Source organism: Cryobacterium sp. Sr3 (assembly GCF_004402835.1).
Lineage (GTDB): Bacteria > Actinomycetota > Actinomycetes > Actinomycetales > Microbacteriaceae > Cryobacterium > Cryobacterium sandaracinum.
The window spans coordinates 41,505-54,864 of sequence record NZ_SOFA01000004.1 but is presented as its reverse complement, the minus strand read 5'-3'; the positions used below and the strand labels follow the sequence as shown (position 1 = coordinate 54,864).

16 protein-coding genes are annotated in these 13,360 nt (G+C 68.1%); 7 read left to right on the top strand and 9 right to left on the bottom strand.

Going from position 1 to position 13,360, the window contains the following annotated elements:
• Nucleotides 1–8: 8 nt before the first annotated feature.
• From E3N94_RS01255 to idi, 8 genes are read right to left on the bottom strand one after another with little or no spacing between them, the layout of a single operon-like run.
• On the bottom strand, nucleotides 9–410 hold the full coding sequence (locus tag E3N94_RS01255; protein WP_104099321.1) for an RNA-binding S4 domain-containing protein: 402 nt from the start codon (nucleotides 408–410) through the stop codon (nucleotides 9–11).
• A 40-nt stretch (nucleotides 411–450) separates the two neighbouring features.
• Nucleotides 451–1,353 (bottom strand): prenyltransferase, encoded by a 903-nt coding sequence (locus E3N94_RS01250; RefSeq protein WP_134400872.1) that lies wholly within the window; start codon nucleotides 1,351–1,353, stop codon nucleotides 451–453.
• Nucleotides 1,346–1,654, bottom strand: coding sequence for a lycopene cyclase domain-containing protein (locus E3N94_RS01245; RefSeq protein WP_104099323.1), 309 nt, complete (start codon nucleotides 1,652–1,654; stop codon nucleotides 1,346–1,348). Before E3N94_RS01245 ends, E3N94_RS01250 begins: the two co-directional genes overlap by 8 nt.
• A complete protein-coding gene (locus tag E3N94_RS01240; protein ID WP_134400873.1) occupies nucleotides 1,651–2,001 on the bottom strand; it encodes a lycopene cyclase domain-containing protein in 351 nt (116 codons plus the stop codon). The genes E3N94_RS01245 and E3N94_RS01240 overlap by 4 nt, the downstream gene beginning before the upstream one ends.
• Nucleotides 2,002–2,031: 30 nt before the next feature.
• Nucleotides 2,032–3,636, bottom strand: coding sequence for a phytoene desaturase family protein (gene crtI, locus E3N94_RS01235; protein ID WP_134415187.1), 1,605 nt, complete (start codon nucleotides 3,634–3,636; stop codon nucleotides 2,032–2,034).
• Nucleotides 3,633–4,526, bottom strand: a complete 894-nt coding sequence (locus tag E3N94_RS01230) for a squalene/phytoene synthase family protein (RefSeq protein WP_134419392.1) — start codon at nucleotides 4,524–4,526, stop codon at nucleotides 3,633–3,635. Before E3N94_RS01230 ends, crtI begins: the two co-directional genes overlap by 4 nt.
• The gene (locus E3N94_RS01225; RefSeq protein ID WP_104099327.1) at nucleotides 4,523–5,566 is read right to left on the bottom strand and encodes a polyprenyl synthetase family protein; all 1,044 of its coding nucleotides are present in this window, start codon (nucleotides 5,564–5,566) and stop codon (nucleotides 4,523–4,525) included. Before E3N94_RS01225 ends, E3N94_RS01230 begins: the two co-directional genes overlap by 4 nt.
• Nucleotides 5,559–6,098, bottom strand: coding sequence for an isopentenyl-diphosphate Delta-isomerase (gene idi, locus E3N94_RS01220; RefSeq protein ID WP_134419391.1), 540 nt, complete (start codon nucleotides 6,096–6,098; stop codon nucleotides 5,559–5,561). Before idi ends, E3N94_RS01225 begins: the two co-directional genes overlap by 8 nt.
• A gap of 156 nt (nucleotides 6,099–6,254) precedes the next feature.
• Here idi and E3N94_RS01215 point away from each other — a divergent pair, with 156 nt between their 5' ends.
• Both E3N94_RS01215 and E3N94_RS01210 read left to right on the top strand, forming a co-directional pair.
• The gene (locus E3N94_RS01215) at nucleotides 6,255–6,782 is read left to right on the top strand and encodes an adenine phosphoribosyltransferase (RefSeq protein ID WP_104099329.1); all 528 of its coding nucleotides are present in this window, start codon (nucleotides 6,255–6,257) and stop codon (nucleotides 6,780–6,782) included.
• Between the two features lie 158 nt (nucleotides 6,783–6,940).
• Nucleotides 6,941–7,387 carry an NUDIX hydrolase gene (locus E3N94_RS01210; protein ID WP_104099545.1) on the top strand — a complete coding sequence of 149 codons (447 nt, stop codon included), beginning with the start codon at nucleotides 6,941–6,943 and terminating at the stop codon, nucleotides 7,385–7,387.
• A 13-nt stretch (nucleotides 7,388–7,400) separates the two neighbouring features.
• Here E3N94_RS01210 and E3N94_RS01205 read toward each other — a convergent pair whose 3' ends face one another.
• Nucleotides 7,401–9,899, bottom strand: coding sequence for an ATP-dependent DNA ligase (locus tag E3N94_RS01205; RefSeq protein ID WP_104099544.1), 2,499 nt, complete (start codon nucleotides 9,897–9,899; stop codon nucleotides 7,401–7,403).
• Nucleotides 9,900–9,967: 68 nt separating this feature from the next.
• On the opposite strand from E3N94_RS01205, the gene E3N94_RS01200 reads away from it, so the two are divergent.
• The 5 genes from E3N94_RS01200 (at nucleotide 9,968) to E3N94_RS01180 (ending at nucleotide 13,360) form a co-directional block, all read left to right on the top strand.
• Nucleotides 9,968–10,831 carry a Ku protein gene (locus E3N94_RS01200; protein ID WP_134372895.1) on the top strand — a complete coding sequence of 288 codons (864 nt, stop codon included), beginning with the start codon at nucleotides 9,968–9,970 and terminating at the stop codon, nucleotides 10,829–10,831.
• 47 nt (nucleotides 10,832–10,878) lie between these two features.
• Nucleotides 10,879–11,532 (top strand): CDP-alcohol phosphatidyltransferase family protein, encoded by a 654-nt coding sequence (locus tag E3N94_RS01195; RefSeq protein WP_255409007.1) that lies wholly within the window; start codon nucleotides 10,879–10,881, stop codon nucleotides 11,530–11,532.
• A 49-nt stretch (nucleotides 11,533–11,581) separates the two neighbouring features.
• Complete coding sequence (locus tag E3N94_RS01190) at nucleotides 11,582–11,995, top strand: FHA domain-containing protein (RefSeq protein WP_104099541.1); 414 nt, start codon at nucleotides 11,582–11,584, stop codon at nucleotides 11,993–11,995.
• Nucleotides 11,995–12,693 carry a MerR family transcriptional regulator gene (locus E3N94_RS01185; RefSeq protein WP_104099540.1) on the top strand — a complete coding sequence of 233 codons (699 nt, stop codon included), beginning with the start codon at nucleotides 11,995–11,997 and terminating at the stop codon, nucleotides 12,691–12,693. The genes E3N94_RS01190 and E3N94_RS01185 overlap by 1 nt, the downstream gene beginning before the upstream one ends.
• A 115-nt stretch (nucleotides 12,694–12,808) precedes the next feature.
• Nucleotides 12,809–13,360, top strand: a complete 552-nt coding sequence (locus E3N94_RS01180; RefSeq protein WP_104099539.1) for a MerR family transcriptional regulator — start codon at nucleotides 12,809–12,811, stop codon at nucleotides 13,358–13,360.

Genomic DNA, 13,360 nt, shown 5'->3' with positions numbered 1-13,360 from the left:
GGACGCCGCTACTCGTCGTCGGGGCCAGGCGGCAGCACCTCGGGCGCCCGAAGCTTGTCGATCTCGCGGCGTTCGCGCTTGGTGGGACGGCCGGCGCCGCGGTCCCGCATCGGGAGGAGCGCCACCTCCTCGCGCGGGGGCGGCGGGGGAGTCTGGTCGACGAAGCACTCCGCCGCGACTGGCGCGCTGACCCGTTTGACCATGATCTTCGACACGACCAGGATGCGGTCGAAACCGCTGATGCGCACCCGCACCTCGTCGCCGATCCGCACGGTCTGCGCGGACTTGGCCCGCTCGCCGTTCACCTTGACGTGACCGGCTCGGCAGGCGGCCGTGGCCTGGGAACGGGTCTTGAACATCCGCACGGCCCAGGTCCAGCTGTCGACACGGGCGGTGGTCAGAGGCTCCATCCCTCGACTCTACGGCGCGCAGGCCCGAACGGCCCGCACCCTAGAAAGGCCCGAGCTTCCCCCAGGCGATCAGCAGCATGGTCACCAGGAATCCGGTCAGGAAGTTGAGCCAGAGAAAACGCGTCCAGCCGGCGTTCGCGGTCTCGGACCGCTCGTCCGACACCGACCGGAACGGCCAGGCCGCCAGAATGTAGGGCACCGCGAGCACCGAGGCCAGCAGCCCGGGCCAGCCGGTCACAAGCATGAGCAGTCCGGCCAGGGCCCAGAATGCGATCGCGAGGCGCACGGTCCGCGCGGCGCCGAGCGCGGTCGCGATCGAGGCGATGCCGCCTTCCCGGTCGGGCACGACGTCCTGCACGGCGCCGAACGCGTGGCTGGCCATGCCCCAAAGGAAGAACGCGGCGAGCAGGGCAACCAGGCCGGGCGTCACGACGGCGCCGGCCACCACGAGACCGTAGACGGCGGGGCTGACGAAGTGGGTGCTCGAGGTGATCGAGTCCACCATCGGGCGCTCCTTGAACCGCAGTCCCGGAACGGAGTACGCGGCCACCGCGAACAGGCTCACGGCCAGAATGAACCATGACCACGGATGCTCCGCGCCGGCCAGGACGAGCATCGCCACCAGCATGGGCACAGCCGTCACGATTCCGGAGACGAGCACCGTGCGGTGAAGGACCGGGTCCAGCATGGCTCCCTCGACGCCGCCCTTGCGCGGGTTGCGCAGGTCGGACTCGTAGTCGAAGACGTCGTTGATTCCGTACATCAGCAGGTTGTACGGAATGAGGAAGAAGAGGGTGCCCACCAGCAGCAAGGCGTCCACCCGGCCGGTCGTCACCACATACGCGGCGGCAAACGGGAACGCCGTGTTGATCCAGCTCAGCGGCCGTGACGAGAGCAGCACCTGCCGGGTCTTCCAGAGCGGTGGGGTGCGAGTCTCAGTCATTCGGTTTTCTTTCCAGCAGAGCCCAGAGCGCGGGCAGCAGGAGCGCTGCCGCAACGGGATAGGCGAAGTCTTCGATCGGGGCCAGGCCGATCCGCAATCCAAAGATGCGGCTGGGATCGTAGTCGACCAGTCCGACCCCGATCATAATGCTGTCGAAAACGGCCGTGAGCACGAGCACGGCGGCCATGGCGATCCCGGCGGCACGGATGCTGTGCCGGGAGAGCCGGCCGCGGCGCACGGCCGTGAGGAACACAGCCGTGGCGAGCAGAAGGAAGACGGTGTTCAGGAGCAGGTAGGTCACCCGTCGCTCCCCTCGTCGACGCCGGCCCGTTCGGCCCGGGAGGCGAGCAGCAGGCGCGCCCCCTGCACGGCGTTCATGGTGAGGTAGCAGAGAAAGGTGAGGAAGAAGAACTCCTCCACGGGCAGCTCCGGGGCCAGCTGCAGACCGGTCATCAGGGTCGTCTCGCCCCGGTAGAAGATGCCCAGGCCGATTCCGAAGAGGTCCCAGACGAGGAAGTACACCAACCCGACGCCGAGCACGATGGCAGCTCGCACCGGGTTCCGCCAGAAGAACAGCCGGAAGCGACGGTCGAGCAGCACCATTGCCCCCAGGCTGAGAAGCAGGGTCAGCAGATACGCGAACGTCACAGCACTACCGGATTCACTGTGCTGCCGAAGTCACTGGGCTTCCGGCAGCGGCGCCCGCAGGGAGTCCGGCAGCGGTTCCGGAAGCGGTCCCGTGCTCGTGTCCGAGTTGATCCGCTTGAGGAGAATTTCAGCGCTGATCAAGCACATTGGAAGTCCGATGCCCGGGATGGTGGTTCCGCCGGCGTAGAACAGACCGTCGACCTTCGCGGAGGCGTTGGAGCCGCGCAGGAATGCGCTCTGCCGCAGGGTGTGCGCCGGGCCGAGGGCCCCACCGCGCCAGGAGTTGAGGTCGTCGGCGAAGTCGCCGGGTCCCACCGTGCGGCGCACCACGATCCGCTCCGCCAGGTCGGGAATGCCGGCCCAGTCGCTGAGCTGTTTGACGGTGTCATCCGCGATCTTCTCGATCGCGGCCGAGCCTTGGCCGTTGATCCCGCCGTGGCCGAGGCCCGGGTCGGCGGGGATCGGCACCAGCAGGAACATGTTCGTGTAGCCCTCAGGGGCGACTCCCGGGTCGGTGGCACTGGGCATACAGGCGTAGAAGGAGGCCGGCGAGGGCACGCTGGTCTTCTTGCCGAAGATACGGCCGAAGTTCTCGGCCCAGTCCCTGGTGAAGAACAGGCTGTGATGTTTCAGCTCGGGCAGGTCTCCCTTGATGCCGAGCATCACGAGCACGGCGCCCGGACCGGAGACGCGTTTCTGCCACCAGCGCTCGGGGTAGGTCTGCGCGGATGCCGGCAGCAGCTCGGTCTCCGTGTGGTGCAGGTCGGCGGCCGAGACGACCGTGTCGGCGTCGAGGGTGACACTGGTGCCGTCGCCCGTGCGATAGCTGACCCCGGCGACGGCGGTTGCGGCGCCCGGGGTGGTGTGGATCGCCGTCACAGTCGCCTCGGTGATCACGGTCACGCCCTGAGCTTTCGCGATGTCGGCGATGCTGTCGATCAGCCGAGTGAACCCACCCTGCGGGTAGAGCACGCCGTCGGCCATGTCGAGGTGGCTCATCAGGTGGTACATCGACGGGGTCTGGTCGGGCGAGGAGCCGAGAAACACGGCCGGGTAGCCGAGGATCTGGCGCAAACGGTGGTCCTTCACATAGCCGGCCACGAACTTGTCCAGCGGCTGCAGCAGCAGTCGGGCCAACCGACCGAGCCGCTTCAGGACATCCGGAACCAGCAGGGGTGTGAAGGAGGCGAAGCTTGTATACAGGAACCGTTTGACTGCCATGTCATACGTCTCTTTGGCCGAGACGAGGTAGCGGTCGAGGGCCGCGCCCGCACCGGGTTCGAGGCTTTCGAACAGACGGATGTTGTCGGCCCGCTCGGCCGCGATGTCCACCGGCTCCGTCGTGCCCTCGAAGAAGACCCGGTAGCCCGGGTCGAGGCGGGTCAGGTCGAGCTGTTCCGCGGAGGATGTGCCGAACAGCCGGTAGAAGTGGTCGAACACCTGCGGCATCAGGTACCAGGACGGCCCGGTCTCGAACCGGAAGCCGTCGACGTCCCAGAAGCCGGCCCGGCCGCCGAGGGTGGCCTGCGCCTCGAGCAGGGTGACCTGGTGGCCGTCCCGGGCCAGCAGCGCGGCGCTGGCCAGTCCGGCGATGCCGCCGCCGATGACAACGGTGTGCCTGGTCGGTGCGCTCATCGCTTCCACGCTCCCGGTCCGAACGATGCGGTGAGTGCAATCATGATTTTCTCCGGATCCGGCACCCGTACCCGGGCGCTCATCAGTTCTCGCGCGGGGGTGACTCGCAGCTTCGCCGACAAGCGGGCGAAGAGGTGGTGTGCAGCGGTGACCGCGCGGCGGCTCCCCACCGGGAGCATGGGCAACACGCGGGCCGCCGCGTCGAGGTCGGCGTCCATGTCGTCGAGGAGTTCGTTCTTCTGTGTTTCGGTCATGGTCAGCAGGTTCACACCGGGAAAGTAGTTGCGGCCGAGGGCGTCCCGGTCGGCGGCGAGGTCGCGCAGGAAGTTGACCTTCTGGAAGGCCGCGCCGAGGCTCCGGGCACCGGCCTCGAGAACCTGGAGCTCATCGGTCGTGCACCGCGTGTCCTGCACGAAGCAGCGCAGACACATCAGCCCGATCACCTCGGCCGAACCGTAGATGTACTCGGCCACTCCGGCCGCGTCGAACGGCGACGGGTCGAGGTCCCGGCGCATCGAGGCGAAGAAGGGTGTGGTCAGGCTGGTGTCGATTCCGGCTTCCCGGGCGGTCGCCGCGAAGGCGTGCACGACCAGATTGGTGCTGAAGCCCGACCCCATCGCCTGGCTGGTCTCCCGTTCGAGCGCGTCCAGCAGGTCGCGCTGGCCGTCCACGTTCACGCCGGCCTGGCTTGCGGCGCCGTCCACGATCTCATCGGCGACCCGGACCAGGGCGTAGATGGTGCGCACCTGGCTGCGCACGCGCGGCTCGAGGAGACGGGCCGCGAGGCCGAACGAGGTGGAATAGTGGCCGATGACCGTGGCGGAGCTGGCCCGGGCCGCGGCGTTGTACTTCGCGATGCCGGTGTGGTCTTCGGGGCTGTCACGTTTCATCGGCTGCGATTCACGGCGGTGCCTGCCAGGGTGGTGAGCAGCGCGCGCAGGGGCGCCGGTACGGCGGCCGTGTCGAGCGCGGCCACGGCGCGAGTGCAGTGGTCGGTGGCCAGCTCATCCGTTGCCTGCAGGGCACCGCAGTCACGAAGCAGGCCGCGCACGGTGTCCGCTTCCGCCTCGGTGAGGTCGGCCTTGCCGATGAAGGGGGCGATCTCTGGCCAGCCGCGGGTGGTGCCCGCGTGGGCGATCAGGGTCGTCTGCTTGCCTTCCCGCAGGTCGGTGAGCACGCTTTTGCCGGTCTTCTCCGGGTTGCCGAAGACCCCGAGAACGTCGTCGGTCAGCTGGAAGGCCACGCCGATCAGGCGGCCGTAGGCGCCGAGCACGTCGATCGCCTCGGCCGAGCCGCCGGCCAGGATGGCGCCGGCCTGCAGGGGAGCCTCGAACGAGTAGACCGCCGTCTTCTGCTCCAGGGTGGAGATGACCTGGGCCACCGTGAGCGGATGCTTCGACGCGGCGTTGGTGACGTCCGCCAGTTCCCCGGCAGCGGAGACGAACACCGCTCGATCGAGCAGGTCGAGCAGGCGGCCGCGCAGTTCGAGCTCGACCGGCAGCATCGCGAGGGCGCGGTGGGCCTCGCTCAGCGCCAGGTCGCCGGCCAGGATCGCGGCCGTCGCGGCCCACGCCCCGGCCTGGTCGCCGGCTCCGTGGGCGAGGGCGCGCTCGGTGAACTGCCCGGCGATGTTGGCCACGCCGCGGCGGGCGAGGTCGTGGTCGATCACGTCGTCGTGGATCACGAAGGCCGTGTGCAACAGTTCGAAGCTGACCGCGACCGGAGTGGCCAGTGTGAGGTCGGTGCCGCCGAGGCCGGTGAACGCAGCCAGCACCAGTGCGGGGCGCACACGCTTGCCGCCGCTGCTGGCCTGCTCGAGAGAGTCCCAGAGCGCGACATAATGTTCGCCGTAGTCGCTGGCACGCAGGCGGGCGGCGGCGAAAAAACGCTGCAACTCCGTCCCTACCCCGAGCGCCTGGATTTCATGCATCGAAACTGGTCAATTCCTGGAGCTGCAGCCCCAACCAGGGGCTGAACGCCCACGGGGCGTCCCGCACCGAGCGCTGCAGGGCGGCCGGCTCCACCCAGGCAAATTCCATGACCTCGTCCGGGTTGGGTACGGGTTCGCCGGTGGCGCGGGCCAGGTAGACGGGGCAGATCTCGTTCTCGACGATGCCGCTGCTGTCGACGGCGCGGTAGCGGAAGTCAGGCAGGGTGACCGTCAGGTGCGCAATCGAGAGTCCGAGCTCGAATAGCGCGCGCCGCTCGATGGCAGCGGGAAATTCCTCGCCCGGGAGCGGATGGCCGCAAAAGGAATTGGTCCAGACGCCCGGCCAGGTTCTCTTCGACAGGGCGCGTCGGGTGACGAGAACCTCGCCGGCCGGATTGAGCACGTGGCAGGAGAAAGCGAGGTGGAGCGCGGTGTCTGTGTCGTGCACACTGAGCTTCGGGGCCGTGCCGATTTCGCGGCCGGACTCGTCCAGCAGGACCACGAGTTCTTCGAGCACTTCGACCGGCCGCATTAGCCATCCCTTCGGGTGATTCAGTCAAGATACCGGAAAAATACCTAATCTGATTAGCCAAATGCGAGGCTAGCACGGGGCCCTGTCCGAACCGTCCATTGAGGGGCGTCGGGAGGCCCGCACGGCATCCGTCGGCCGCACGCTTAAACTCGTGGGGTGCCCACCCCCGCTGCAGACCATGTCAACGCCCTTCTCGCCTCGTACCAGGATTTTCCGCAAGTGGGCATCCTCTTCCGCGACCTCAACCCGGTGTTCGCCGACGCCGCCGCTTTTCGAGCGCTGATCGACGAGCTCGCCGGCCGGTTCCAGGGTGAATTCGACGCGGTGGCCGGCATTGAGGCCCGCGGCTTCCTGCTGGCCGCGGCGATCGGCTACGCGGCGGATGTCGCCGTGCTCGTCGTGCGCAAAGGTGGCAAGCTCCCCGGATCGGTGCTGAGCGAGGAGTACGACCTCGAGTACGGCTCGGCCTGCCTCGAGCTCGAGATCGGCCAGCTCGCGCCGGGTTCCCGCGTGCTGGTCGTCGACGACGTGCTGGCCACCGGCGGCACGATCGCCGCGACCGCCCGGCTCATCGAGCGCGCCGGCTACCGCCTGACCGGCGTCGGCGTCGTGCTGGAGCTGACCGAACTGGTCGGCCGAACGCGCCTCGGCGACGCTCCTGTGCACGCCATCGTCGCCCTCTAGCCCGCCCAGGTACCCACTCGGCGCGGCTCGCTCGTCGTGGCGCACCCTTCGAAAGCCGGCACACGTCCTACCGTGCGCCACCATCCAAAGCCTGCGCCGCGAGTCGAATGCAACTCAACACGGTGCGTATTCACGGGACCGTGGCGCATGCTTGAGCCATGAGCACAAACGGTGACGGGTGGGTGTACGGGCCCGACGGCCGCAAGTTTTGGGGTCTTTTCGGGGCGGCCGGCCTGCTCGTGCACCACGAGGAGCTGGGGGTGCTGCTGCAGCACCGCGCGCTTTGGAGCCACCAGGGTGACACCTGGGGGCTGCCCGGCGGGGCGCGCCACGAACACGAGAGTGCGCTCGAAGCGGCTCTGCGGGAGGCCCGCGAAGAGGCCGGCGTGCCCCCGGAGCTGGTCTCCGTGCAGTTCAGCTCCGTGCTCGACCTCGGTTTCTGGTCGTACACGACGGTCGTGGTGCGCGCCACGAAGCGCTTCGAACCCGTGATCAGCGACCAGGAGAGCATCGCGTTGCGCTGGGTACCGCGCCACGAGGTCGACGCGCTGCCGCTGCATCCGGGCTTCGCCACCAGCTGGCCGGCCCTACTCGCCCGCCTCTGAACCCGCACCGCCATTAAACCCGCACCACCTCGCCCGGTGACTTGTCCGGCCGCCAACCGCGCCAGACCGGGTGGCGCGCTCGCCCCGTGCTGGTCCATTCGGAGAATTCCACCTCGCCCACCAACACCGGGCGCACCCACCGCGCATCGCGGGCGCCGGCGGGCGGGATGCCGGTGAAGGGGTTGTCCACCGCAGCGATGGCATCCAGTCGCGCCCGCAGGTCCTCGAGGTCTGCGTCCCGGAACCCGGTGCCGACCCGGCCGATATAGGTCAGCGTGTCTCCGTTCGGAATCCCCAGGAGGAGGGAGCCCACGGTGTCGGCTCGGCGCCCGTTGCCCGGTCGCCACCCGCCGATCACCGCCTCCTGGGTGCGATGGTGCTTGATCTTGATCCACGATCGGGACCGCCGACCGGCCTCGTAGCGCCCGTCCCGGGTCTTGGCGACGATCCCCTCGAAGCCGAGCTCGCTGCTGGTCGCCACGGCCTGGGTGGAGTCGCCCGTGAAGACCGGCGGCACCTGCACCGCACCGGACCCGGTGACAATCTCCTCGAGCACGCGGCGCCGGGCCGTGTACGTCAGGTCGAGCAGCGGCTCCCCGTCACGTTCGAGCACGTCGAAAGCCAGAAACCGCACCGGGGTGGATGCCTCGGCCGCTTCGATCTGTCGGCGACCGGTCAGGCCCAGCCGCGTCTGCAGCAGCCCGAAGTTCGGCCGCCCGCCCGCGTCCATCGCGACGATCTCCCCGTCGAGCACCGCAAAGTCGGCCGAAACCGCTCCCGGCAACGCGCGCACCAGCTCGGGATACGCGTGCGTGATGTCGCTGCCGTTCCGGGTGAACAAGCGCACGTCCGGGCCTAGGCCGGCGGCTCCGAGATAGGCGAGCGCGCGGATGCCGTCCCACTTCATTTCGTAGGTCCACTCGTCGTCTTCGGACAGGTCGGCGATGGAACCGGGCGTGGCAAGCATGGGCCCGTATTGTGTGCGGCGTGCGGACCGGCCGCCCGTTTTGGCCGTCGCGCCCGCCTCGGTGCCCACGTCCCCGGCCCGCCGGGCCGGCCGTGTCTTCATCAGGTGGATCAGCCAGTTCCGGTCGGCCACGTCCGTGCCCTTCGTGCGGATCAGGGCAAAGCGCCGCGTGCCACCGAGCCTGCCGCCCGGTTCGCCGTGCAGCACGGCGATCACCTCGTCATCCCGCCACTTCTCCAGCTCGTAGCTGCCGTGGTCCCAGATGCTCATGGTGCCGGCCCCGTATTCGCCGGCCGGGATATCACCCTCGAACGTGGCGTATTCGAGCGGATGGTCCTCGGTGCGCACGGCGAGCCGATTCTTCGCCGGATCGGTCGGCACCCCGCGCGGCAACACCCACGACGTCAGCACCCCGTCGTGCTCGAGCCGAAAGTCGTAGTGCAGGTTGCGGGCGTGGTGCTCTTGAATGACGAATGACCGACCCCCGGATGCGTCCGGCGCACCGGTCGGCATCGGCTCCGAGGTGCGGGAAGCGTCTCGTTTGCCGAGGTAGACGGCCAGCGCACCGGCTCCCGCCCCGGCGCCTTTACCGGTCTCGTCACCGGCACCACCGGCATCCGTGGTGCCCCGGCCGGAATGTGCCTCGAGCAGCGCGGCCAGCGGGTCCCCGCTACGCTGCACCCGGTGCATCGCCTGCTTGTAGTCGATCTGTGCGAGCCCGGGGGAGGCCAGTTCCCGCCAGGTGCGCGGCATGGCCACCATCGGATGCAGCGTTCCGCGCAACGAATACGGGGTGATGGTCGTCTTGTGGGCGCTGTTCTGGCTCCAGTCCACGAACACCCGCCCCGGTCGATGAGCCTTCTTCATATCGCTGACGATGAGGTCCGGATGGTCGGCTTCGAGCGCGCGGGCCAGCTCGTGTGCGACCTGGGAGACCTGGTCCGAGGTGTGCGTGAGGTCCAGCGGTGCGTAGAGGTGGATGCCCTTCGACCCGCTGGTGACCGGCAGCGGGTCCAGGCCCATGTCCCGCAGGATGGCCCGGGCCAGACGGGCGACCTCCGCGCACTCGTCGAGGGTGACCCCGTCGCCGGGGTCCAGGTCGATCACCAGTCGGTCCGGGTTGCGCGGGCGTCCACCCCGGCCGAACTGCCACTGTGGAACGTGGATCTCCAGCGCCGAGATCTGGGCGAGCCAGGTCAGCGTCGCGAGGTCGTTGACCAGCGGGTACTCGCTCACGTGGTTCGAATGCTGGATCGGCCGGCGTTTCACCCAGCTCGGCGTCGCCTGGTCCAGGTTCTTCTGGAAGAACACGTGTCCGGGTGCGTCCCGGGTGCCCACACCGTGTACCCACCTCTTCCGGGTCGCCGGGCGGTTCGCGGTGTGCGGGATCATCACGTCGGCGATGAACGCGTAGTAGCCGAGAACGTCGGCCTTCGTGGTCCCCGACTCCGAGTAGAGCACCTTGTCGAGATGCGTGAGTGTGATCCGGTGTCCGCCGACGGTGACGACCTGGCGGGAGTCAGGGGAGGGCGGCCGCTCGTTCATAGCTCCAGCATGCTCTCGCGGCCACAGCGTGCCTAGCCCTCTCGGCGCACCGGGTGTGTACTGAAGTGATGAGATCGATCTGGAAGGGCGCGATCACCTTCGGGCTGGTCAATGTGCCCGTCAAGGTCTACAGCGCCACCGAAGACCACGACGTCGCCCTGCACCAGGTGCACGACGCCGATGGCGGGCGCATCCGTTACCAGCGCCGGTGCGAGCGCTGCGGACGGGTCGTCGACTATGCGCACATCGACAAGGCCTGGGACAGCGGCGACAAGACGGTTGTCATCACCGACGAGGATCTGCGCACGCTGCCGGCCGGGAGAAGCCGCGAGATCGAGGTCGTCGAGTTCGTGCCGAGCGACCAGCTCGACCCGATCATGTTCGAGCGCAGCTATTTTCTCGAACCCTCCGGCTCACCCAAGGCCTACGTTCTACTGCGGCGTGCGCTCGACGCCACCGACCGCACCGCGATCGTGCGGTTCGCGCTGCGGCAGAAGACCCGACTCGGTGCCCTCCGGGTGCGCGGGGACGTGCTGCTGCTGCAGTCGCTGCTGTGGGGCGACGAGGTGCGGGCCGTTGAATTCCCGATGCTCCAGGAGTCGGTGCGCATCTCCGCCCAGGAGCTCGAGCTTTCGGCCGCACTGGTCGACTCCTTCGCCGCCGAGTTCTCGCCGCAGGATTTTCGGGACGACTACCAGGACCAGCTCCGCGAACTGCTCGAGGCGAAGCTCGCCGCGGGCGAAGCCCTCGACACCGAGCTCACCTTCGGCCGCGAACCCCGGGAAGGCGAGGAAGGCGGGGGAGAGGTGCTCGACCTGATGGAGGCCCTCCGCCGCAGCGTGGAGCGCAGCCGCGGCCAGGCGAAGCCGGGCGCGTCGGATAAATCCGAGAAACGCGCCGACAAGGGGCATAAACGGGTGTCGGGAAACTGACGAGGCCGCATTCCGGTTCGGCCGCCGCGTCGGTAGACTCGATGATTGTGACAGGGGCAGAGGGAACCGGCGTCAGCTCAAAGGTGATCACCCTGCCCAATCTGCTCAGCATGCTGCGCCTTGCGCTGGTGCCGGTCTTTCTGGTCGTGTTGGTGCGGGGAGAGGATGCCTGGGCGCTCCTGGTGCTGATGGTCGCCAGCCTCACCGATTTCCTCGACGGCTACCTGGCCCGGAGGTTCGGCCAGATCACGCGGCTCGGCCAGCTGCTCGACCCGGCCGCCGACCGGCTGTACATCTTCGCCGCCCTCCTCGGACTGGCCTGGCGCGACCTAATGCCCTGGTGGATCGTCCTGGTCATCGTGGGACGGGACGTGTTCCTGCTCGGACTCGGCGTCATCCTCGCGAATTACGGATTCGGGCCTCTGCCCGTTCACCAGCTCGGCAAGGTCGCGACCTTCTGCCTCTTCTACGCCCTGCCGATGATCATGCTGGGAGAGGCCTTCCCCACGGTGTCCTGGTGGTCGCTCCCGGTGGGCTGGGCCTTTGGCATCTGGGGAGCGTTTCTTTACTGGTGGGCAGGCATAATCTACGCCGTCGAGACCGTCCGGGTGATTCGCATTCCGCGGGCAATTCAGCCCGTTCCATCCGATACGCTGGAGGACCAGGAGGTGTACGGTGAACGATTCCAAAAAGACGAATGAACCCCAGCGCAAGGCCGCGCCCGATAACTATTCCAATACCGACACGACGATGACGTTCGGGCAGGAATTCGCGGCCCAGCTGGCATCACTCGACGGTGACGTCACGGCCGAAGAACAGGAAGCCATCGCGGCTCTGCCCTCCGGCTCGGCGCTGCTCGTTGTCCGGCGCGGCCCGAACGCCGGCGCTCGTTTCCTGTTGGATGCGGACGTGACCACTGTGGGCCGTCACCCCAATGCGGACATCTTCCTCGACGACGTCACGGTATCTCGTCGGCACGCGGAGTTCCTGCGCCACGAATCCAAGTTCGAGGTGAAAGACCTGGTGTCCCTCAACGGCACGTATTTCGACGGGGTCCGCATCGACACCGCGCTGTTGCACGACGGCGCCGAAGTCCAGGTCGGTAAGTTCCGGCTGACGTTCTACGCCTCGCGGCACGACCTCAAGCTTCAGGCGAGCGAGTAGTGCCCGCGTCCGCAGCCCAGGCCAGAGCGCCGGGCGCGACGTCACTGCTCAGCATCGGACAGGTGCTTGCCCGGCTCACGCCGGAATTTCCGGAACTGACCCCGTCCAAACTTCGGTTTCTGGAGGAACAGAGACTGGTCGCGCCGGCGCGCACGGAGTCTGGCTACCGCAAATTCTGCGCCGGTGACCTGGACCGGCTGCGCCTGGTCCTCTCCATGCAGCGCGATCACTACCTCCCCCTCAAGGTCATCCGGGGCTACCTGGCCGACCTTGACGCGGGCCTCTCGCCGACCCTGCCCGGCGGGGTGACGCCGGGACCGTCGATGCTGTCGATCGCCCGCCGGCTGGACCGCGACGAACTGCTGCGCGAAGCAGGGGCCTCCGCGATGCTGCTGCACGACGCCGTTTCCGCATCGATCATCCTGCCGGCCGACTTCTACGGCGACGACGCGCTCAGCGTGCTGCGGGCCCTGGTCGAACTGCAGCGCAGCGGAATCGAGCCCCGCCACCTGCGCGGATTCCGTGGCGCGGCCGAACGCGAGCTCGGCCTGATCGAGAGTGCCCTCGTGCCGCTCTCCCGCCGTAAAGACGCATCGAGCCGGGCTAAGGCCGCCGAAATGGCGGTCGAGATCGCCGGCCAGCTCGAAGTGATCCGCGGCAGTCTAATCCGTTCTGCCCTGGGGCGCCTGACCAAGTAGTCGAGCCCGACACGCCAATTTACTCGACCGGATGTCGTTGATCAGGACGGTCCGCCTCGGTAGCGTGGATGCAGCGATCATCCGTATCGCAGACCCACCTCCGAGAGGCCATCGTATGAGCGAGCTGAATCAGCGTGACGATGCCTCGCGCTACGGACTCGGCCTTCTCTTCACCGACGGAATGCCCGAGCTCGACGACAACCTCGGCTACCGTGGCGCCGTGGCGGCCCGGGCCGCCGGAATCAGCTACCGTCAGCTCGACTACTGGGCCCGCACCGACCTGGTCCAGCCCACCGTGCGCGGTGCTGCCGGCTCGGGTTCCCAGCGTCTCTACGGCTTCCGGGACATCCTGGTTCTCAAACTGGTCAAGCGGCTCCTCGACACCGGCATCTCCCTGCAGCAGATCCGCACCGCGGTGAACCAACTGCGCGAGTCGGGGGTCAGCGACCTCGCCCAGACCACCTTGATGAGCGACGGCGCCAGCGTCTACCTGTGCACCTCCGACGATGAGGTCATCGACCTCGTCAGCCGCGGTCAGGGCGTGTTCGGCATCGCCGTGGGCAAGGTGCTACGCGAGGTCGAGACGAGCCTGGTCGAACTGGAGACCCTTCCGATCGACCCGTCGGACGAGCTGTCCCTTCGCCGGGGCAGCCGCAAGGTCTCTTAG